Source organism: Leisingera aquaemixtae (genome assembly GCF_019801145.1).
Classification (GTDB): Bacteria; Pseudomonadota; Alphaproteobacteria; order Rhodobacterales; family Rhodobacteraceae; genus Leisingera; species Leisingera aquaemixtae_A.
In genome coordinates this window covers 23,902-43,732 of sequence record NZ_JAHVJQ010000003.1, presented here as the reverse complement: position 1 = coordinate 43,732, position 19,831 = coordinate 23,902, and the positions used below count along the sequence as shown (strand labels likewise).

19 protein-coding genes are annotated in these 19,831 nt (G+C 57.1%); 6 read left to right on the top strand and 13 right to left on the bottom strand.

What is annotated here, in order from left to right:
* Positions 1–7: 7 nt before the first annotated feature.
* The 3 genes from KUW17_RS07650 to nuoH form a co-directional block, all read right to left on the bottom strand.
* A complete protein-coding gene (locus KUW17_RS07650; protein WP_222477677.1) occupies positions 8–451 on the bottom strand; it encodes a CBS domain-containing protein in 444 nt (147 codons plus the stop codon).
* A gap of 67 nt (positions 452–518) precedes the next feature.
* Positions 519–1,097, bottom strand: coding sequence for a 4Fe-4S dicluster domain-containing protein (locus tag KUW17_RS07645; protein ID WP_222477675.1), 579 nt, complete (start codon positions 1,095–1,097; stop codon positions 519–521).
* Positions 1,098–1,114: 17 nt separating this feature from the next.
* Positions 1,115–2,101 carry an NADH-quinone oxidoreductase subunit NuoH gene (gene nuoH / locus KUW17_RS07640; RefSeq protein ID WP_222477673.1) on the bottom strand — a complete coding sequence of 329 codons (987 nt, stop codon included), beginning with the start codon at positions 2,099–2,101 and terminating at the stop codon, positions 1,115–1,117.
* Between the two features lie 745 nt (positions 2,102–2,846).
* On the opposite strand from nuoH, the gene KUW17_RS07635 reads away from it, so the two are divergent.
* Both KUW17_RS07635 and KUW17_RS07630 read left to right on the top strand, forming a co-directional pair.
* Positions 2,847–3,521 carry a recombinase family protein gene (locus tag KUW17_RS07635; RefSeq protein WP_222478686.1) on the top strand — a complete coding sequence of 225 codons (675 nt, stop codon included), beginning with the start codon at positions 2,847–2,849 and terminating at the stop codon, positions 3,519–3,521.
* A gap of 49 nt (positions 3,522–3,570) precedes the next feature.
* Positions 3,571–4,679, top strand: a protein-coding gene (locus KUW17_RS07630) for an IS3 family transposase (RefSeq protein WP_222477671.1) whose coding sequence is annotated in 2 segments (ribosomal slippage) — positions 3,571–3,826 and positions 3,826–4,679 — 1,110 coding nt in all. Because the reading frame shifts where the segments join, the coding sequence is not laid out codon by codon here.
* 644 nt (positions 4,680–5,323) lie between these two features.
* Here the strand turns inward: KUW17_RS07630 and KUW17_RS07625 are convergent.
* The 7 genes from KUW17_RS07625 to KUW17_RS07595 form a co-directional block, all read right to left on the bottom strand.
* The gene (locus KUW17_RS07625; protein WP_222477669.1) at positions 5,324–5,734 is read right to left on the bottom strand and encodes a universal stress protein; all 411 of its coding nucleotides are present in this window, start codon (positions 5,732–5,734) and stop codon (positions 5,324–5,326) included.
* Between the two features lie 126 nt (positions 5,735–5,860).
* A complete protein-coding gene (locus tag KUW17_RS07620; RefSeq protein ID WP_019296089.1) occupies positions 5,861–7,153 on the bottom strand; it encodes a TRAP transporter large permease in 1,293 nt (430 codons plus the stop codon).
* Complete coding sequence (locus tag KUW17_RS07615) at positions 7,150–7,764, bottom strand: TRAP transporter small permease (RefSeq protein ID WP_222477667.1); 615 nt, start codon at positions 7,762–7,764, stop codon at positions 7,150–7,152. The genes KUW17_RS07620 and KUW17_RS07615 overlap by 4 nt, the downstream gene beginning before the upstream one ends.
* A gap of 68 nt (positions 7,765–7,832) precedes the next feature.
* Positions 7,833–8,840, bottom strand: coding sequence for a TRAP transporter substrate-binding protein DctP (dctP, locus tag KUW17_RS07610; protein WP_039191189.1), 1,008 nt, complete (start codon positions 8,838–8,840; stop codon positions 7,833–7,835).
* 69 nt (positions 8,841–8,909) lie between these two features.
* Positions 8,910–10,025 carry an alanine dehydrogenase gene (ald, locus tag KUW17_RS07605; RefSeq protein ID WP_222477665.1) on the bottom strand — a complete coding sequence of 372 codons (1,116 nt, stop codon included), beginning with the start codon at positions 10,023–10,025 and terminating at the stop codon, positions 8,910–8,912.
* A gap of 25 nt (positions 10,026–10,050) precedes the next feature.
* Positions 10,051–11,562: a CoA-acylating methylmalonate-semialdehyde dehydrogenase gene (locus KUW17_RS07600; RefSeq protein ID WP_261397092.1), complete on the bottom strand. Its 1,512-nt coding sequence runs from the start codon at positions 11,560–11,562 to the stop codon at positions 10,051–10,053.
* Between the two features lie 32 nt (positions 11,563–11,594).
* On the bottom strand, positions 11,595–12,917 hold the full coding sequence (locus KUW17_RS07595) for an aspartate aminotransferase family protein (RefSeq protein ID WP_222477663.1): 1,323 nt from the start codon (positions 12,915–12,917) through the stop codon (positions 11,595–11,597).
* A 144-nt stretch (positions 12,918–13,061) separates the two neighbouring features.
* On the opposite strand from KUW17_RS07595, the gene KUW17_RS07590 reads away from it, so the two are divergent.
* Together KUW17_RS07590 and KUW17_RS07585 are read left to right on the top strand one after the other, a co-directional pair.
* Positions 13,062–13,628: a cupin domain-containing protein gene (locus KUW17_RS07590; protein ID WP_222477662.1), complete on the top strand. Its 567-nt coding sequence runs from the start codon at positions 13,062–13,064 to the stop codon at positions 13,626–13,628.
* A 406-nt stretch (positions 13,629–14,034) separates the two neighbouring features.
* A complete protein-coding gene (locus KUW17_RS07585; RefSeq protein WP_222477661.1) occupies positions 14,035–14,667 on the top strand; it encodes a tyrosine-type recombinase/integrase in 633 nt (210 codons plus the stop codon).
* 181 nt (positions 14,668–14,848) lie between these two features.
* On the opposite strand, the gene KUW17_RS07580 is transcribed toward KUW17_RS07585, so the two are convergent.
* Complete coding sequence (locus KUW17_RS07580) at positions 14,849–15,226, bottom strand: winged helix-turn-helix transcriptional regulator (RefSeq protein ID WP_222477660.1); 378 nt, start codon at positions 15,224–15,226, stop codon at positions 14,849–14,851.
* On the opposite strand from KUW17_RS07580, the gene KUW17_RS07575 reads away from it, so the two are divergent.
* Together KUW17_RS07575 and KUW17_RS07570 are read left to right on the top strand one after the other, a co-directional pair.
* Complete coding sequence (locus KUW17_RS07575) at positions 15,177–16,169, top strand: nuclear transport factor 2 family protein (RefSeq protein ID WP_261397088.1); 993 nt, start codon at positions 15,177–15,179, stop codon at positions 16,167–16,169. The genes KUW17_RS07580 and KUW17_RS07575 overlap by 50 nt on opposite strands.
* A 487-nt stretch (positions 16,170–16,656) precedes the next feature.
* Complete coding sequence (locus tag KUW17_RS07570) at positions 16,657–18,387, top strand: adenylate/guanylate cyclase domain-containing protein (RefSeq protein WP_222477659.1); 1,731 nt, start codon at positions 16,657–16,659, stop codon at positions 18,385–18,387.
* Positions 18,388–18,557: 170 nt separating this feature from the next.
* On the opposite strand, the gene KUW17_RS07565 is transcribed toward KUW17_RS07570, so the two are convergent.
* Positions 18,558–19,346 carry a nuclear transport factor 2 family protein gene (locus KUW17_RS07565; RefSeq protein WP_222477657.1) on the bottom strand — a complete coding sequence of 263 codons (789 nt, stop codon included), beginning with the start codon at positions 19,344–19,346 and terminating at the stop codon, positions 18,558–18,560.
* A gap of 58 nt (positions 19,347–19,404) precedes the next feature.
* Positions 19,405–19,746 carry a DoxX family protein gene (locus tag KUW17_RS07560; protein ID WP_222477655.1) on the bottom strand — a complete coding sequence of 114 codons (342 nt, stop codon included), beginning with the start codon at positions 19,744–19,746 and terminating at the stop codon, positions 19,405–19,407.
* Positions 19,747–19,831: the final 85 nt, after the last annotated feature.

Genomic DNA, 19,831 nt, shown 5'->3' with positions numbered 1-19,831 from the left:
GCTGCTGTCATGCGCTGTAGCCGGTGCCTTCGATGTACTTCAGAAGCTCTTCTTCCTCGCGCATGATCTCATCCAGGCGGTGCTTTACCACATCGCCGATGCTGATGACGCCTTGCAGGCCCTCATCGTCATAGACCAGCATGTGCCGGTTTCTCTTTTCCGTCATGACCGCCATGAGCCTGATAAGGTTGTCGTCCGGCGAACAGGTGAGAATATCTGTAGTCATAACCTCGCGCACAGCGGATTTCCGTCCGGCCCCGTCCGGATCCGACAGCGCAATACAGATATCGCGTTCCGAAATTCCGCCAACCACCTTGCCGGCTGTGTCCCGGACAACTGCAAATCCGACCTTGTTGGAATTGAACAATTGCAAAGCCGTCAAAACACTGTCGTCCGGCGCAACCGAATAGGTTTCATATCCCTTCAGCCCCAACACTGCTTTGACATACATTTTCTTGCTCCCCCTATCTGATTAGGCCCATGCCGCTCTCCTAGGCCGGGCCGGTTCCAAATACGCTTCACTTTCCCTTCCGTATGTGCCGCCACCAGTCGTAGCCTTCAGCGCCGGCCGCCGCAGTGGCCACCGACCGCCGCCCACTGCCAGGCTCCAGCTTTGCTGGCCGCACCTGGCCGCCGTCCGCGGCCTTGCGCGGCGCGGCCACCAGATCCTCCAAATGCACCACCAGCTTGGGCCGGTCATCGCAGGCGACCTCATATTCTTGACCTAGTTTGATTGCGTCCGCCGGACAGGCATCTTCGCACAGCCCGCAATAGAGGCAGCGCGCCAGATTGATATCAAACACTTTCGGGCGCCGGTCACCTTTCTCGTTTTCATAGGGAATGACGGTGATGCAGTCGCAGGGGCAGATCTGCGAGCACAGCTCGCAGGCCACGCAGTTCACATCGCCTTCGTCATTAGTCTTGATGAAATGATGGCCGCGGTGACGCTCGTAGGGCACCCATTTCTCATGGTCGGGATAGCGGTGCGTCACCGTCTTGGAAAACATGTAGCGCAGCGTCAGACGCAACCCTGCCAGAAGATCGAAGAAGAAGAGCCTGCCGATCCAGCCCGTTCCCTTTACTGTTGTTCTGGCCATATTATCTCACTCCCGTATCATAGCATCAGTATCCCGCTGACCAGGATATTGAGCAGGGACAGCGGCAGCAGCACCTTCCAGCCGATCGCCATCAGCTGGTCATAGCGGTAGCGCGGAAAGGTGAAGCGGAACCACATGAACACCCAGACGAAGAAACCGATCTTCAGCAGAAACCAGACGGTGTCCGGCAGGAAGAACGGGCTGCCTTTCCAGCCGCCGAAGAACAGGAGCACGTTAAGCGCCGCCAGCATCACCACCACGAGGTATTCCGCAAGCATGAACAGTGAGAACCGGATGCCGCTGTATTCGGTGTGATACCCCGCACCCAGATCGCCCTCTGCCTCGGGCAGATCAAACGGGATGCGCTGCGCCTCGGCCAGCCCGGCGACGAAGAACACGAAAAAGCCGACCGGCTGCACAACCACGTTCCATAGGCCCTCCTGCGCCGCAACGATCTGGCTCAAGTTCATCGAACTGGCCAGCATCACCACCCCGATCACCGAGAAGCCCATCGGGATTTCGTAAGAGATCATCTGCGCGATCGACCGCAAACTGCCCAGCACTGCGTATTTGCTGTTTGATGCCCAGCCCGCGAGGATGGTGCCGAACACACCGATCCCGGAGACCGCAAGGATGAATAGAAGCCCCACGTTCATGTCTGACAGCATCAGCGAGACCTCGGTCCCGAAGACCTGAACCGGGTCACCAAACGGGATGGCGGTAAACACCAGGAACGGCGGCACAAGCGCCACCACTGGCGCCATCGCAAACAGCCGCCGGTCGGCCTCCGCCGGGATGTGGTCTTCCTTGGTCAGCAGCTTGACCGCATCAGCCAGCGGTTGCAGAAGGCCATGCCAGCCCACCCGCATCGGCCCAGGGCGCTGCTGGATATGGGCGGCAATTTTCCGTTCCATCCAGGTCAGCGGCAGCGGAAGCAGCAGCAAAACGCCCACAACGATGGCCATTTTGACAAGCATCGGCAATAGCGTCAGAACATACTCCATGCTGCCGAACCTCCGATCCCGGCCGCGTCATTTTCGAAAGAGTGTTCGCTGTCAGAGAGTTGCGCCAGCCCTTGCTTACAGGGGCCACCCACCGGTGATCTTGCCGCAAAGCATTGCGAACAAACCTAATTCTTCTGGCATAGATTAACAGCTCCGGTCAAATTTTGCAAAATGCGCAATTGGGCCGCTCTTCTTGCCGGAGCACGCCGGAACTGCGGATCAATAACGTTCGGTTTAGTTCCGGCTTGGAATTGATTTGCTGCAACCCGCGCGCTGATCGGCCCTAAATGAGAGGTTCACACATGGGTTCTGACATCAGGTCAGCAACGTCATTGCCTTGAACCTGCACGAGAACTTCTCCGTCTTGCTGCCCGGCGATGTAGTCGACACCAACCGCGCAGAACACATGCGGATGGCCGAACTACTTCTTCAACGAGCGGCGGGGCTGAAAAGTTAGCGCGGCAAGCGCTAACATCTCGATCGTCGGCAACAACGGCTTCGGCCTAAAAGCACGTTACCCATCCGCAATATCGTGAGTTGCCTTCTGTTGCTTCCACAGTGCTTCCAGCGTCGCAGTCACAAACAAAATATCCGCCCCAAGGGCGGCCATCTGTGAAGATGGCATGCAATTTTGACTCTGAAACGGGGGTATCGGTGTACAATAATGGCCCCCTATTCACTGATGTGAATGATAAATCCGAGGGAATGAGTGAGCACAGAGTAGGATGTTGGTAGTAGAGACGATATCAAAATTTCGGCGGGCGTATTTTCTGGACAAGAAGCCGATGGCCATGCGCTCAAAGGCAAAAGCGCAGGCGGCATCGTCTATGGCTATGACGTCGCCCATGAAGCCGGCCCCAACGGACTGACCGAACGCGGCGGGCGCAAGATCAATGAAGTCCAGGCCAAGGTCGTTCAGCGCATCTTCAAAGCCTATGCCAACGGAGAGTCTCCGGCAGCGCTGGCAAAGACCCTCAACGCGAAGAAGGTCCCTGCCCACAATGGCGGCACCTGGGAACCCAGCACCATCTACGGCAACCGGGAACGCGGCACCGGCATCCTGAACAATGAGCTCTACATCGGGCGGCAGATCTGGAACCGTCTGCGCTACATCAAGAACCCGGAGACCGGAAAGCGCGTCTCCCACCTCAATCCCAAAGCCTCCCAGCACCTCCGGGCCATGATCGATAAGGTGGTTCTCACCCCCAAAATTGCGGGCGAAGAGCTGACCATCGATCTCATCTGCGATCTGGCAGGTATCCTGTCGGTCGCAACCTCGTCGGAAAGTGCCCGCGTTGCAGCGGAGCTTTCTAAACTTCAACAAGTGCATCAGGAACTTAGTGCTAAAACGCAAACAGCCCCGCGAGGGGGCTGTGTGTCTGCGTCTACTTCACAAGTAGAGCTTAAAGTGCTCCCCTGAAATGTCCTCTCTTTGAGGTTAGCCTGTTCTCCAACTGAGGAGACAGACGATGAAGAGAAGCCGGTTCAGCGAAGAGCAGATCATAGGCATTCTGAAGGAGCATCAGGCCGGGCTGGGCGCGAAAGAGTTGTGCCGCAAGCACGGCATCAGCGATGGGACCTTCTACAAGTGGCGGTCGAAGTATGGCGGCATGGAAGTTTCAGACGCCCGGCGGTTGAAGGCACTGGAGGCAGAGAACGCCAAGCTGAAAAAGATGCTGGCGGAGCAAATGCTTGATGTCGCCACGCTGAAAGAGATGCTTGGAAAAAACTTCTGAAGCCCGGTTCAAGGAGACGCGCCGTGGACTGGGCTATGAAAGAGAAAAGCTACTCGCAGCGGCGGGCTTGTGCGCTGGCCGGGATCGATCCGCGTGTGTACCGGCGGCGGCCGGCCAGCCCGGAGGATAGCGGACTGCGTCAGCGATTGAAGGAGTTGTCCGGTGAGCGCAGACGGTTTGGCTACCGGCGCTTGCACATTCTGCTGAAGCGGGAAGGCTGGGAGCTGAACTGGAAGAAGCTTTACCGGATCTACCGCGAAGAGGGGCTGACGGTGCGCAAACGGGGCGGCCGGAAGCGGGCAATCGGAACCAGGGCGCCCATGGCGGTCCCGCAGGGGCCGAACCAGCGGTGGTCGCTGGACTTCGTGTCTGACACGCTGTCAGACGGGCGCCGGTTCCGTATTTTGTGCGTGATCGACGACTTCAGCCGGGAATGCCTGGCCACTGTCGTGGATTCATCGCTGTCGGGCCTGCGGGTCGCCAGGGAACTGGACAGGATCGCCGATCTGCGTGGCTATCCCTGCTTGGTGGTGTCCGACAACGGCACCGAACTGACCAGCAACGCGATCCTGAAATGGCAGCAGGACCGGCAGGTCGAATGGCACTACATCGCGCCCGGCAAACCGATGCAGAACGGCTTCGTGGAGAGCTTCAATGGCCGCCTTCGGGATGAGTGCCTGAACGAGCATTTGTTTGCGAGCCTGCGCCATGCCCGTCACCTGATCCACGCCTGGCGCAACGACTACAATCACCACCGCCCGCATTCGAGCCTCGACGGGCTCACCCCGCGGGAGTATCACCAACGGTCAAGAGAGGACCAAACCCTGAACAGAGCTAACTGAAAAACGCGGACTCTAAGGGGAGCACGTCAAGCTGGTTGCGGGAGCAGGCAACCGCCGTATCCTACCTGCCCTCTCCGCAATCATATAAACCCATGATAGCGCACTGCCAACGGCACCGTTGCGCAGAAAGCTGCAGCTGCAAAGTTGCGAACCATATTCGCGCTTCGGAACCTGACCGGCCCATTGCGGTCACTCGCCACAGTAACCGGGTGCTGCGGCGCGACCCGTCAGAGGAGACATTCGCTGCGCCTGCGATATCGTGTGACATGTGAACTCACAGCCTGCCGGACGAAATTTGAGTTCGTCGCTCATGCGCCTGTGGCCGGTTTAGGTGCTTCGTGCTTGCCGCGAAAAGTACCTCTGGCGGCAAAGCAGCTGTTCGCTGCAATCTTTTCCAACCACTGCCTCCATAGGCGCCCTCATTTAGGCCAATCCCTAATGACCGGGCAGAACATTGCGTATCGGCAATGCAACGGTTCCAGACTGCGCGCCGGTGAGCATCGCAGGCAAACTCTCTTCTAGGTGTCCACCTTCAGGTGGCAGCCAAATGGTCCAATCGACATTTCTTGGAAAGCTCCAACCCTGCCTTGACTGCAAACCAATTCCGCAGGGTTGGTTGATCATTCTGTGGCTCTTTTCAGCCGTTACAAACGGAGGACATGAACCGAACAATGTGCGTGGCGAACTACCAGCGCGGCGGTCGAACCCAGGAAAAACTCCTTCATCCCGGGTTTGTGGGAAGCAAGCACAATACAGTCGATTTTGTGTTTGTTGGCATATTCCGTTATCGCGCGGCCCGCTGACTGGCTTTCCAGAATGACGGAGTTCACATCCGCTTCACCCTGCAACCGGTCGGCAAGGCTCGCCTGGGCTTTCTGGTAGGATTTTTCGGCAACGTTTTGCTCCATGTAGTACATGATCTGCTTGTTCGGCGGCTCGTGAATATGGGCTGCGGTGATTTGACCACCCTCGGACAGGAGGGCCCGTGCCGCGGACAGTGCCTGTTCGCTGATGCCATGTTCCAGGGACAGCGCTACGAGTACGTTGCTATACATATTGTTCCTCTCGTGTTCGGTTTCGGGGGGCTGCAAGTGTGCGGCTGCCTGTCCGGCATCCGCCGCTGGCAGGGGCGCCCCCCGGTCCGGGGGCGCATTTACTGAAGCCGGAAATGGGCTGGTTTCTTACTTGCTGAGCAGGAGGTCAGGCAGGAAGAGCGCCAGCTCGGGGACAAAGGTCGTCAGCATCAGCGTCGGCAGCCAGGCGAAGATGATAAAGATCAGCGTAGGCCACAGCATACGCGATACCGGTTCGTCACAGACCTGAGCGCCAAGATAGAGAAGCGGCGCCGTGGGCGGAGTGATGTTTGCCATGCCCAGGTTAACGCCGATCACAGCAGCAAAATGGATCGGGTCCATTCCGGTGCTCTGCGCGATGGGCAAAAGGATCGGGGTCGCCAGAAGCAAGCCCGAGATATCATCCATCAGCATCCCGATCAGGATCATCACGATGTTGATCATAAGCAAGATCACAATCGGGTTGTCTGACACCGAGTAAACCAGATCTTTGGCCAATTGCGGTGCGCCTTGAGAGATCAGGTTGTCCGACACGATCAGAACCATGAAGATCATGACCATCACGACGCCGATTGTGACGCCGGAATTCTGGATGGTCTGGGCCAGCGTTTTCCAGGTCAGGCCGCGGTAGAAGTAGATCGCAATCGGGATCGAATAGACCACGGCGATACCGGCGGCTTCGGTCGGGGTCATGATGCCACCGTAGATCCCTCCCAGAATGATGAGCGGCATCATAAGCGCAGGGCCGGCCAGGCGCGCCTGGCGGCCAAAAGTAGGCAGAAAAGGCCTGGGGCGTTCTGTCAGGTTAATGCCATCGTATTTCCGCAGCATGAACTGGTTCACGACGATCAGAAGCGTGATCAGGATGAACGCGGGGATAACGGTGGACAGGAAGCATTTCAGCACGTGCTGCTGTGCAACCCAGCCATACAGGATGTGCGACGAGCTCGGCGGGATCAGGAGGCCCAGAGGGCTTGCCGCCACGATGAGAGCGGCCGACTGCCCGCCGGGATAGTTGGCCTTTTTCAGGTGCGGCATCATGATGCCGCCGATGCAGGTCAGGGTAGCGTTGGCGCTGCCGGAAATCGAACCAAAGACCCCGCAGGCCAGGACGCCCGCAGCGCTCAGCCCGCCCTTGATATGGCCGATGAACATTTCGGCGAGTGAAACCAGGGGCGCCGCGATCCGCCCTTTTTCCATGATGCCGCCCGCAATCATGAAGAGCGGGATGGCCAGCAGAACCAGTGACCGGATTCCCGTGGACCCCGTCGGCAGATACCCCGTGATCGACTGATCACCGACCATGGCGATGAAAATCAGGACCGCCCCGAAGGCCACAAAAACGCTCACCCCAAGAAGCAGCATGGCGCAGACGATAAGAAGACTACCGGTGATGATCATTTTGCGGCCTCCTTGGCAGCAGCTGATTTGAGAGGGAGACCGAGACCCTGACGGATATGCACGTAGAGATAGGCAGTGGTGAACATCGCCATGAAGCCAAAGGCGACCATGATCCCGATCCGCCAAGTGACAAACGGGATGCGCAGCACAGGTGTTGCGCGCAGCCGCGGGAACGAGAAGTCGTCAAGCAGCGAGACATAGCACGCGTACATTAGAAACAGGATCACCAGCAGCTCGACCGTCAGCACGATGAACCCGCGCCACCAGATCATCCGCGGGTTTTGGATGACAATGCCCAGAATATCCGCGTTGATATGCAGATTGCGCGCAGATGCCAGAACAGCGCCTGCAAAGAAGCCCACGATACTAATGCCCAGAAGCCATTCTTCGTAGGCGAAAAGATCGCCGCCAAAGCCGTATCTGATGACAACAACCGCGCCGAAGGTGAATGCCATCAGGAACCCTGACACCATTACAATCTGTCTCATGATAAATGCGACCGCCTTCATCGGGTAGCCAATGATGACCGGCAATTCGTCGGTTATTTTGTTCCGAATGCCGTGAACTTCGTTCCCAGCGGCTGATGGTTGTTCGCTTACCGAAACCGACATCTCTCTCCCTCCCATTGTTTCGCTCAAGAACAAAAAAGGGCCAGCTGGTCTGCCGGCCCTTTTCCTGATCAGTTGTTCTTGGCTGCCAGCAGGCGGTCGATGATGTCCTGACCGACGCTTTTTGCCATCTGCGGCCAGACCGTTTCCTGAACATGCGCGGCCATCGCAGCCTGTTCTTCATCGCTCAGGCGAAGGATGGTGTAGCCCTTATCAAGCAGCTTCTGACCGAAAACCTCGTCATTCTCGCGGTTGTAGCTGAAGAAATCATTCGACGCTTTGGTCAGGGCCGCCTGCAGCGCTTCACGCTGTGCGTCGTTCAGCTTGTCCAGCGTCCGCTGCGATGCATAGAACGTTGTCAGTTCGGAGATCGAGTTGTACTCGACGAAGTGGGTGCCGACATCCGACTTGGCGAAGATGGAGTAGGTCGCGGTTTTGGTGCAGCAGATCGCACCATCGACGATACCGGCTTGAAGCGCGGGAAAGATGTCCCCCCATGCCATGGTTGTTGCCTGGTAGCCCAGTTCTTCAACCATCGACTTCACAACGCTGGACGACCAGACACGAATGTTCATGCCTTTGTCTTCAAAGCTGCTCCAGTTCTGGGGCTCTTGCGAAGCAACGATGCCGATGAACCCTTCAGGGTTCTGAGCCATCACCCGGACGCCGTATTCGTCGGTGATCTCCTGCAGGATGGTGTTGAATTCGGAATCCATGTTGAGCAGCGTATTTTCCATGTCATCCCATCCTCCAAGCAGGAACGGCATGGACAGGAACTCAAGGCGCGGATCGGTGTCGGCGTAGATAAAAGCGGAAGCCAGATCGATGTTGCCGCGGGCGACATCTTCGAACAGCGCTTCGCCGGAACCGAGCTGGTTTGCAGGGAACACGTCGATCTTCAGGCCAACATTGGCTGCTGCAACATCTGCGGCAACCTGTTCCATCATTTTTGTGCCCTGGTGGTCGATCGGGAACACGCCTGCAAAACGCAGGGTCATGTCTTCGGCGAAAGCCGCGGTCGACATCAGAGTGCTCAGCGCGCCAGCGGCCAGACCTTTGGTAATCTTGTTGAAACTCATCGGGTAGTTCTCCTCCTGTTTGACGAATAACGCCCGCACAGCGGTATGCTGTTGCGGGCGCGGATTTGCTTAAGTCAGCAAATTTCTGGGATCCTCGAAGCCGTATCCGAGGTCATCGGCCACAGCCTTGCAGGTCACCTCGCCGTAGGCCACGTTCAGGCCATTCAGCAGGTGATGGTTGTCGGCCAGCGCTTGCTGCCAGCCCTTGTTCGCAATGGCGATGACATGCGGCAGGGTCACGTTGTTCAGCGCATAGGTCGAAGTCCGGGCCACCGCGCCGGGCATATTGGCGACGCAGTAATGCACAACATCATCAACGACATAGGTCGGGTCTGCGTGTGTCGTTGCCTTGGAGGTCGCAAAGCAGCCGCCCTGGTCAATGGCAACATCCACGACCACTGCACCGGGTTTCATTTTCGCAATCAGATCACGCGAAACAAGCTTGGGCGCGGCGGCGCCAGGGATCAGAACTGCCCCGACCAGGAGGTCAGCATTGGCAACCTCTTCCTCCAGCGCGGCCTGGGTTGAGTAAACCACCTTGGCAGATGCCTCAAAGTGGTTTTCGAGTTTCTCCAGAACGGCCGGGTTTCGGTCAAGAATGGTGACGTCAGCATGCAGGCCAACTGCCATCTGCGCGGCATTGAAACCGACAACACCGCCGCCGATGACAACAACCTTGCCAGGCTTCACCCCAGGCACACCGCCCAGGAGAACCCCGCGACCGCCCTGGGCCTTTTCCAGAGCACCGGCCCCGGCCTGAATCGACATCCGGCCTGCAACCTGGCTCATCGGCTTGAGGAGCGGCAGACCGCCGCTATCGTCCGTTACCGTTTCATAGGCGATGCAGACCGCGCCAGAGTTCACCAAATCCCTGGTCTGGTCCGGATCTGGCGCCAGGTGCAGATAGGTATAGAGGATCTGCCCCTCGCGCAGCATCGCACGCTCCGCTGCTTGCGGCTCCTTCACCTTTACGATCATTTCGGCGTGGGCAAACAGCTCGGCTGCGTTTGTTGCGATCTCCGCACCAGAAGCACGATAAGCATCGTCATCTGCTCCGATGCCCAGACCCGCTCCGGTTTCGACCAGCACTGCATGGCCGTTGGTAATCAGTTCAGCCACGCTCTCGGGTGTAAGTCCGACGCGGTATTCGTGGTTTTTGATTTCCTTGGGTACACCAATGTACATCGTTATCACTCCTGGAAAGAGAGGCTCACTTGGCAGTCGGCATGACGAATTCAGCACCTTCCGAGATGCTTTCAGGCCAGCGCTGCATGATGGATTTCTGCTTGGTGTAGAAACGAACACCCTCTTCACCATAGGCGTGCATGTCGCCAAACAGGCTCTTCTTCCAGCCGCCGAAGCCATGCCACGCCATCGGCACCGGGATCGGAACGTTGACTCCGACCATGCCGACCTGAACTTGTTTGCCAAACTCACGCGCGACATTTCCGTCCCGGGTGAACAGCGACACGCCGTTGCCGAACTCGTGGTCGTTGATCAGCTGCAAACCTTCGGCAAAGTTCTGCACGCGGACACAGGCCAGAACCGGGCCAAAGATCTCTTCGCGGTAGATCTTCATTTCCGGGGTAACGTTGTCGAACAGGGTACCGCCCAGGAAGTAGCCGCCTTCGTGCCCTTCGACGGTGTAGTTGCGGCCATCGACCAGCAGGTCAGCACCTTCTTCGACGCCGCTATCGATATAGCCCTTGATCCGGTCGCGCGCGGCGGCGGTGACGATCGGGCCCATTTCCGCGTCCAATTCGAGACCGTTTTTGATTTTCAGGGTCTCGGCGCGTTCTTTCAGAACCGGCATCAGCTTATCCGCAGCATCGCCAACTAGCAGCGCAACCGAGATGGCCATGCAGCGCTCTCCGGCTGAACCGTAGGCTGCACCGATCAGTGCGTCAGCAGCCTTGTTCATGTCGGCATCAGGCATCACCAGCATATGGTTCTTTGCGCCGCCCAAGGCCTGGACGCGCTTGCCGTGGCGGGCGCCGACTTCGTAGATGTAGTTGGCAATCGGGGTCGAGCCGACAAAGGACACAGCCTTGACGTCTTCGTTTTCCAAAAGTGCATCCACGGCCACCTTGTCGCCCTGAACGACGTTGAACACGCCATCGGGGAAGCCTGCCTGTTTCATCAGGTCAGCATAGAGCAGCGAAGCCGAAGGATCGGTCGGCGAAGGTTTCAGAATGAAGGTATTGCCGGCGGCGATGGCGATCGGGAACATCCACATCGGCACCATGACCGGGAAGTTGAAGGGCGTGATGCCGGCCACAACACCCAGCGCCTGGCGTGTCGTCCAGTTGTCCATGCCGGTGGACACCTGTTCCGTGTAATCACCCTTAAGGAGCTGCGGGATGCCGCAAGCAAACTCGATGATATCAATGCCGCGCTCGACTTCGCCCTGGGCGTCGGTGAAGACCTTGCCGTGTTCGACGGTGATGGCGCGGGCCAAGTCGTCCTTGTGCTGACGCACCAGCGCCAGGAAATTGTTCATCAGCCGGGCCCGGCGGATCGGCGGCGTATTCGACCACGCGGGAAAGGCCGCCTTGGCCGCGGCAACCGCAGCGTTCACGGTTTCGACGGTTGCCAGGGACACATCGCCGGTATGTTCACCGGTTGCGGGGTTGTAGACGGCCTGGGTGGCTTCGCCGTCGGGAGCTGTGTTTTGGCCACAGATATAGTGGCCGATCGAAGCGATCGGGGCAGCATCTTTCATGATTGCAGTCCTTTGGATTTAGAGGGGAAAGGTCACGGAAGCTCGGCCAGAACTTCGCCAAGCGTCTGAACAAGCGTGTTGATTTCAGGTTCCGAGATGATCAGCGGCGGAGAAAGTGCGATGATGTCGCCGGTTACCCGGATCATGATCCCAGCGTCCCAGGCGCGTTTCATCGCCTCATAGGCCCGCGCGCCCGGCGCGCCTTCGCGCGGGGCCAGTTCGATGGCGCCGACCAGCCCCAGGTTCCGGATGTCGATGACATTGGGCAGGTCTTTGAGGCTATGGAGCTGATCCTCCCACGGTTGCGACAGCAGAGCGGCGCGGCGGAACAGGTCGTTCTGTTCATAGCTTTCCAGCGCCGCCAGTGCGGCTGCGCAGGACACTGGGTTGGCCGAGTAGGTGTAGCCGTGGAACAATTCGATCGGCGCGTCGGCATTTTCCATGGCGGAATTGTAGATCGCGTCGGACACGATGACCGCGCCCATCGGGATGACGCCGTTTGTTAGCCCTTTGGCGGTGGTGATGATGTCAGGAGTAACGCCGAAGTATTCCGACGCGGTCGATGCACCCAGCCGGCCGAAGGCGGTGATGACCTCGTCAAAGATCAGCAGGATGCCATGCCGGTCACAGATCTTGCGCAGCCGTTGCAGATACCCCTTGGGCGGCAGCAGCACTCCGGTGGACCCTGCCATCGGCTCGACGATGACGGCCGCGATGGTCGAGGCATCATGCAGTGCAACGATGCGCTCCAGATCATCGGCCAGTTCGACGCCATGCGCGGGGCAGCCGCGGGTGAATGCGTTCTTTTCCAGATCATGAGTATGACGCAGGTGATCGGTACCGGTCAGGAGAGTGCCGAAATGCATGCGGTTCTTCACGATGCCCCCGACCGAGATGCCGCCGAAGCCGGTGCCATGATAACCGCGTTCGCGCCCGATCAGACGTGTGCGGGCGCTGTCGCCGCGCATCCGGTGATAATGCAGCGCAATCTTGAGCGCGGTGTCGACCGACTCAGACCCCGAGTTGGTAAAGAACGCATGGCTCATCCCCTCTGGCATCATCGCCGTCAGCTTACCCGCCAGCTCGAAGGCCTGTGGGTGGGCAAACTGGAAATTCGGAGCATAGTCCAGCTCGTGAACCTGCTTTTGCACTGCCTCTACAATCAGAGGATCACGATGACCTGCATTAACGCACCACAACCCCGCGGTGCCGTCCATAATCCGGCGGCCGTCCGAGCTGGTGTAATACATCCCTTCGGCAGACTGGATCATGCGGGGCTCGCGAAGGAAATCACGATTGGCCGAAAACGGCATCCAGAAAGACGACATGGTATTTGACTGAACGGGCATGTCCATTCCTCGCAAGGCAGATTATTATTTGATGAGAGATACTTGCAAAGTTTCAGCCTTTCGCACACCCGGCTTTGTAGGAATGTGTAAGTCATTGAAAAACTGATCGGGCCGGCCTAAGGTGCTTTCGATCAGAAGCAGGAAATCACAATGGGCGACTCTTCGGCACCCGATCTGGAAACCGCAAGACGCCTGCGATTGATTCGAAACTCAAAAGGTCTCAGCCAACGCGAGATGGCCAAGCGCGCGGGGGTGGGAAGCGGTACGATTTCCCAGATCGAGAGCGGATCAACCCAGCCTTCAGTGGCTCTGCTCAAGAAAATTCTCGCAGGTGTTGATGTTAACCTGGGTTTTTTCTTCAGCTTCGAACTGAAGAACGAGGACAACTTTTTCTTTCCTCACAGCGGCATGCGGGACCTGGGGTCGCCGGGCGTATCCTACCTGCTGGTCGCAGGTGAGCGGCGGAATCGAAAGCTGCAGATGCTGATTGAAGAGTACGGTGTCGGTGCAGACTCGGGCCGTGGAGCCCTGTCGCATGAGGGCGAAGAATGCGCGGTCGTCATTGAGGGTCGTCTGGAAGTAACAGTAGATGGACAATCCCGAATTCTAGGCCCAGGAGACGCTTATTACTTTTCCAGCATCCTGCCACACCGGTTTCGCAACGCCGGCGACAAGGTGTGCAAAGTCATCAGCGCGTGTACGCCTTCATCGTTCTAGGCAGGGGCGAGTGTCCGGGCCAACGATGTTCCAAGATGATTTTTTCAGGTGGTTCCGGCTCCTGTGTCCAAATCTTTGGTTTCAGACAGTTCATAGAATTGTGCCGAGTGTTCACTATGTCCTTTAGCACAGGCCCCGGCCCTTTGAGGATGCTGCGTTGCGCCTGACTGGCTGGTTTGACGAAGCTGCACTGCGGAGGCCATAGGGGAGAACGGCAGCTTGGCTCTGAACATGCTTCGGCCAATGGCGGCTTTGAAGGCATTCCTTACCGTTAGCTGTCTAGTGCAGCATTTAGTAGTTTCGGGCTCACACCAGACCTTCTCTGCAGCCACAAGGCGGTGTGATAAACTGGACCGCCAACGTCGGGTTGGCGCTGAGGCGGAGTGAGGCGGATGGGAGAAACATCATGACCTTCGCCAACTTGCCTGCTATTCGCGCCTGCCGACCGGCCTGGAACAAGGGCCGCGTCGTCGGCCAGAAGCGTCCCCTCATGCCCAAACATGTCTGGGCCATCCGGGTGCGCCTGGAAATCGCAATGAACCATCGCGACCTGGCACTTTTCAACCTGGCCATCGACAGCAAGCTGCGTGGCTGCGACCTCGTCACTCTGAAGGTTGCCGACATCTATTCCTCTGGTCAGGTCAAGGAACGGGCGTCTATCATTCAGAGCAAGACCAAGCGGCCAGTTCGTTTCGAGATCACCGATGGGACGCGCAAATCGATCTTGCGGTGGATGGAGGAGCCGATCATGACCGGTTCCGAATTCCTTTGGCCGGGCAGGTTCCACGAACGGCTGCACATCTCGACACGCCAATACGCTCGCCTCGTGCGGGAATGGGTGAAATCCATCGGGCTGGACCCAACATCGTACGGCACGCATTCGATGCGCCGGACCAAAGTCGCCCATATCTATCGCAAGACGGGCAACCTGCGAGCGGTTCAGCTCCTGCTGGGCCACACCAAGATGGATAGCACCGTACGTTATCTCGGCATTGAACTGGAGGACGCGTTGGCCATAGCTGAGGCGGTCGAGATCTGACCCAATTGGGCCGTTCTGCATGGACGGCCCTAACCGGACTATAGCCATCAAAATGGACGCTGCGACGCAGCCCTTCAAAGGAGACGTTCGCTCCAAGTGTGTAAATAGAGGTCACGGCGAGGTCGACATAGCGCAGACGAAGCTGCCTATCGAAGGCCTTGGCCGAACGTCTGCTCTTTGGTCAGCTGGCTTGCTCCCGGTCGTATTGCATCCGGAGTTTTCTAACTTCGTCCATTTGCTCGTGAGACCAAAAAACAAGCGGCTTCAGCATTTCAAGCAAGCTGCGGCCCAGTGGTGTTAACTTATAGGAGACAGCAACCGGAGGACCGGGGTCTACTGTGCGCGTCAAATAGCCGTCGCGCTGCAATCCGCGAAGGTTCTCAGTCAGCACGCTTTGTGTGACGTCGCCAATGCAGCGTTTGAGATCGCCAAAGCGTTTTGGCTCGTCCTCAAGAGCCAGAATGATAATCATCCGCCATTTGCCCGTCACGTTAGACAGGACAGAGCGGATGGAACAGTTCGATGCTTCTGCTTTGTTGGCAACGCCTATTGGTAGCATTTTTGGCCCTGGTATCAAAACTAAACTTCTGAATATCTTACCCCGCTTGCAGATGCAGTTCAATGTTTCTCCTCTGCGGGTATGGTCAAACGTACCTGGTCAGTTCAAGGTACGTAATTGCGATATGGTATGTTTTTGCTACTACGTATTCAGGCAATACGAATCAAAGGATCCAACCATGTCTCTCAAAGAACTTGTCATCGCGCTTTTCACGGCTGCCTTTGCCGATCATGACCCCGAAGCCGCCCGCCAGCTCGTGACACCCGGATACATTCAGCACAACCCGCAAATCCCAACCGGTGCAGAAGGCTTGGTCGGGCTGATCCCACTGGTCGAACAATCGGGCATGACAGTTACTACACACAGGGTCATCTCCGAAGGCGACCTCGTTGTTCTGCACAGCACGTTTGAAAACGCTGATGCATTTGGAGCCCCGACCTTGGCAGCGTTTGATGTCTTCCGGGTTGAGGACGGCAAGGTTGCTGAACATTGGGACAATCTTCAGCCCGTGCCGGAAACAACTGCATCCGGCCGGGGTATGACCGACGGGCCAACTGAGATCACTGACCTCGACAAGACCGAAGAAAACAAGGCGCTGGTCCTTGGCTTTGTGCGCGACGTCCTGGGCGGTGCGGCACCTGAGAAGGCACCGATGTACTCAGAGGTCTACATGCAGCACAATCCGCACCTTGCCGATGGCATTGATGGCCTGATGGCAGGTACAAAAGCCTGGGCCGAGCAGGGGTTTGTTATCACCAAGTTCGAGCCCCAGATCGTTGTTGCAGAGGGCAATTTCGTCTTTGTCGCATCAGACGCAACCGTGAGCGGCAAACCCTGGGCCTTCTTCGATCTCTGGCGCGTTGAAGACGGGAAGATCGTGGAGCATTGGGATGTCGTTTCAGCAACGCCGAGAGAAATGGCGCATAACAACGGAAAATTCTGAGCTGCACGACAAAATGGCGGGCCTGATCCGTTTGGCTCGCCAATAAGCGGTCGTTCCTGAATGTCGCAGCAATAGGCACTTTGGGCTCGGAGCTGACTTGCGGCGACGCAGTAGTAGGGCGCAAGGCCGATCATGCGTGTCATCGCTCCCGGCCCAAACCGGCCTTTGGCGGACAGGTTCGAGGCCGCAGCGCAGCGTTCCCAGATCGGGCGTTTGCGCTCAGTGCAGCATTTTGACCTGCCAATGACTGGGCTCAATATTGCCTGGCACGACTCGCATCCGCAGAGCCACAGACAGGCGTCACTCAGCATTTTTTCAGTTTTAGTGTGCCCGCATTCCAGATACGTTGATGAGCTTTCCAAAACAACAATTTGCTAACCGATGTTGATGCGCGACTACTTTCAACAAAGCGTTCATATTTTTTGGGCGCCGAGCTGCCAACACCACGGAAGTTTCTTATTCGCCTGCCGTCGGCTATGCTTCATCCATGTCAAACGTCTCTGAGCGAAGGCTGGCCGCTATTCTGGCTGCGGATGTGGCAAACTATTCCAAACTCATGGGGGAGGATGAAGTCGCCACGTTGACCGCGCTGCGCCGTTTTCGAAACGACGTTCTTACTCCAACAATTGGTGAGCATCACGGCAGGGTTATTAAAAGCATGGGAGACGGCTGGTTGGTTGAATTTCCCAGCGTGGTTAGCGGCATCAAGTGCGCAATGGCTGTCCAGAACAAACTGACCAATAATCCTCAGTTCACATTGAGGATGGGATTGCATAGCGGCGATGTTAGTTTTGCCGATGAAGACGTTTATGGCGACGGGGTCAACTTGGCCGCACGTCTTCAGGACCTGGCCGAACCCGGATCGCTCGTGATTTCCGAAACTGCACGGCGCAGCATTGATGCTAAGCTTTCAGATCAATTCACCTGTCTTGGTTCTCAGAAACTCAAAAACATCGCAGAACCTTTGATCGCTTACGGTTGGGGAATGTCGGCTTCAGCCATCCAGAGGCACCTCGTTGAGTTGCCGGAACGACCTTCGATTGCAGTATTGGCCTTCGACAATTTGTCCAATGATGCAAATCAGACCTTTTTTGCCGAAGGTATGGCCGAAGATGTCATTTCTGCGCTCTCCAGGTTCCACTGGTTCTTCGTGATCTCTCGAAATACAAGCTTCTCCTACCAAGGTCGCGCTGTCGGGACAGAGCAAATCGCCCGGGAATTGGGAGTGCAGTACCTTCTGGAGGGCAGCGTTCGAAAGGCCGACAACAGGGTTCGCGTCTCAGCGCAACTGATCGACGCCGTTGCGAACCGCTACGTCTGGACCGAGCGATTTGACGGCGTGATTGAGGACATCTTCGATCTGCAGGACGAAATCACTCGAAATATTGTTGGCGCAGTAGCACCTGAATACCTGTCTGCAGAAATGCAACGCGCACGGCGCAAAGTGGTACCGCGGATGGATGCCTGGGAACTGGCCGCGCGCGCCCATTGGCATATTTCACAGTTCACAAAAGCCGACGTAGTCGAAGCCCAGAATCTGTTGTTGAAAGCTGTCGAATTGGATCCGCAAAGCTCTTTCGGGCTGGCGGACTTGTCATTCACTCATCTGATGCAGTGCGTGAACGGCTGGAGTGCTGATCCTGCCGCATCGAAGGCTGAGGCGGCGAATCTGGCGCAACGGGCGGTTTCGATAAACGGCCGCGACGCATACGCGATGGCCCTACTCGGTGCAGCGGATCTGTTTTCAGGTCGTCATCAGGACGCTGTGCGAATGTTGCAGGGTGCCATTGCCCTCAACCCAAACGACCCCCATGCCTATGCTTTGCTTGCCAGATCTCAGGTTTATTTGGGCGACAGTAAAGAAGCCCTTAGCAACATCAAGATCGCGATCCGGCTCAGCCCGCGCGATCCTTTGATAGCTTTATGGTACTCCATTCGCTCACTGTGTGATTTCATTGCAGGCAGGCACGAAGAAGCCATCGAGTGGGCCGAAGCGTCAATCCGCATCCAGCCGAACCGTAGCAGTTCTTATCTGGATATAGCTGTCAACAATGCCATTTGCGGCAAGTTGGATGAGGCGAGGCAAGCCGTTTTCGACCTAAAACGTCTTGACCCTGGCGCCTCGCTCCAAGTGGCAGAACGCACGCATCCATTCGCGCGACCGGAAGATCTCAAACGCTATCAACAGGGTTTGCGCGCAGCGGGTTTGAACAGGTGAAAACGGCCCATTCCCGACCTTGGCAACAGCATCCTGATTCTGTGGTGCAGCCCGCCTTTTCTGCCGTTCGCCGCGACTGCGAGGACTTGGCGCCGGTGAACTCACATAGTGCCGGACGGAGCCAAAATTTGTTACCGATTTTGCAATGACTGCTTGAGTGGAACGCGGCTTTAGAACTTGCCCGAGTTTCTCCAGGTCTCCTTTGGACCGATCTTTTCCTGAATGTCCCAGTGCTCGACGATCTTGCCCCCTTTGAGGCGAAACAGATCGAAGAAGGCCCAGTCATCACCGCCTTGTTTCACATGGCTGTAGATCACCACGAAGTTGCCCTCGCCCAGCAAACGGTGAATTTTCACATATTGCGCGGCCTGGCCACTCCTCATCACCTCTTTCAGGTGCTTGGCCAAGCCTTCCAGCCCGTCGCCTGTTTCGGGGTTGTGCTGGTCGTATTGGCCGGCGGAGATGTAGTTGGGTGCCAGATCGGTGCGCCCGTCTATCAGCACCTTTTCGGCAAAGTCCTGCACTAAGGCCTTGTTCGCCTTTGTCTGGTCTAGGTCCTCAATCCCGGTGGGGCCGTCCACCATGGTGCGCCCGGAAACAGTCGGCCATTTGTATTCGGCGATGACGTCCCAATGCTCAACGATACGGCCTTCATCATCGGTGTCGAATATGTCGCCGGTGACCCACTGCGCCTCGCCGTTGTTGAGGCTTTGGTAGACGTGGCAAAAAACGAAACGCCCGTCCTCGATGGTTCGCACTACCTGAATGTCACGGACAGGATTGCGTTCCAGAAAGGGTGTGAAGAATTCAATGAACCCCTCCTTGCCGTCTCGCACGCCAGTGGAGCGCTGGGTATATCTATCGCCTGTATACTTTTCGAGGGCCTCGGCCATTTTGCCGTCGCGAATGCCTTCCAGATACAGACCCTTTGCATTTGAAACGCGGATGCTCTCTGTCATGTTTTTTCTCCAACTGCGCGAACTAGAAAAGTCCGAGGAGGCCCAAGAGCGCCGGAATTCACGACCACACGACAACGGCAGAAAGTATGCCTGTGATCATCGCAGGAACGCCTTCTTGCCATGTGTCCCAGATCAGGTGGCACCCGACGGCGCCGATTGAGGTGCCGAGGAGCGCCAGTGCCCCCAAGGTTCCAAACACTGAGCCCTGAAACCAGATTGCAACTGCCCCGAACAACTCGGCAAGACCGACAAGCATCATGATCTGCCGGTTCAGGCCGTACTTTATGAACATCGTTAATTGGGTGTCGAAGATAAACTTTTGCCAGCCGAAAATCTTGATCGAACTGGCAAACAGAAAAAAGGCCGAGAGAAGCCCAACAAAGATGCTGATGAGTGTCATGTTCAAGGTCCTCTTCTGGCAACAAGCTAGCGGTCGCAGCGCTTTTCAATAATATGGATCATGTTGAAATCATTATTCAGTCAGG

Coding starts and splice junctions, on each gene's coding strand:
- KUW17_RS07650 (WP_222477677.1), bottom strand. CDS start 451: ATGTATGTCAAAGCAGTGTTGGGGCTGAAGGGATATGAAACCTATTCG.
- KUW17_RS07645 (WP_222477675.1), bottom strand. CDS start 1,097: ATGGCCAGAACAACAGTAAAGGGAACGGGCTGGATCGGCAGGCTCTTC.
- nuoH (WP_222477673.1), bottom strand. CDS start 2,101: ATGGAGTATGTTCTGACGCTATTGCCGATGCTTGTCAAAATGGCCATC.
- KUW17_RS07625 (WP_222477669.1), bottom strand. CDS start 5,734: ATGTATAGCAACGTACTCGTAGCGCTGTCCCTGGAACATGGCATCAGC.
- KUW17_RS07620 (WP_019296089.1), bottom strand. CDS start 7,153: ATGATCATCACCGGTAGTCTTCTTATCGTCTGCGCCATGCTGCTTCTT.
- KUW17_RS07615 (WP_222477667.1), bottom strand. CDS start 7,764: ATGTCGGTTTCGGTAAGCGAACAACCATCAGCCGCTGGGAACGAAGTT.
- dctP (WP_039191189.1), bottom strand. CDS start 8,840: ATGAGTTTCAACAAGATTACCAAAGGTCTGGCCGCTGGCGCGCTGAGC.
- ald (WP_222477665.1), bottom strand. CDS start 10,025: ATGTACATTGGTGTACCCAAGGAAATCAAAAACCACGAATACCGCGTC.
- KUW17_RS07600 (WP_261397092.1), bottom strand. CDS start 11,562: ATGAAAGATGCTGCCCCGATCGCTTCGATCGGCCACTATATCTGTGGC.
- KUW17_RS07595 (WP_222477663.1), bottom strand. CDS start 12,917: ATGGACATGCCCGTTCAGTCAAATACCATGTCGTCTTTCTGGATGCCG.
- KUW17_RS07590 (WP_222477662.1), top strand. CDS start 13,062: ATGGGCGACTCTTCGGCACCCGATCTGGAAACCGCAAGACGCCTGCGA.
- KUW17_RS07585 (WP_222477661.1), top strand. CDS start 14,035: ATGACCTTCGCCAACTTGCCTGCTATTCGCGCCTGCCGACCGGCCTGG.
- KUW17_RS07575 (WP_261397088.1), top strand. CDS start 15,177: ATGGAACAGTTCGATGCTTCTGCTTTGTTGGCAACGCCTATTGGTAGC.
- KUW17_RS07580 (WP_222477660.1), bottom strand. CDS start 15,226: ATGCTACCAATAGGCGTTGCCAACAAAGCAGAAGCATCGAACTGTTCC.
- KUW17_RS07570 (WP_222477659.1), top strand. CDS start 16,657: ATGTCAAACGTCTCTGAGCGAAGGCTGGCCGCTATTCTGGCTGCGGAT.
- KUW17_RS07565 (WP_222477657.1), bottom strand. CDS start 19,346: ATGACAGAGAGCATCCGCGTTTCAAATGCAAAGGGTCTGTATCTGGAA.
- KUW17_RS07560 (WP_222477655.1), bottom strand. CDS start 19,746: ATGACACTCATCAGCATCTTTGTTGGGCTTCTCTCGGCCTTTTTTCTG.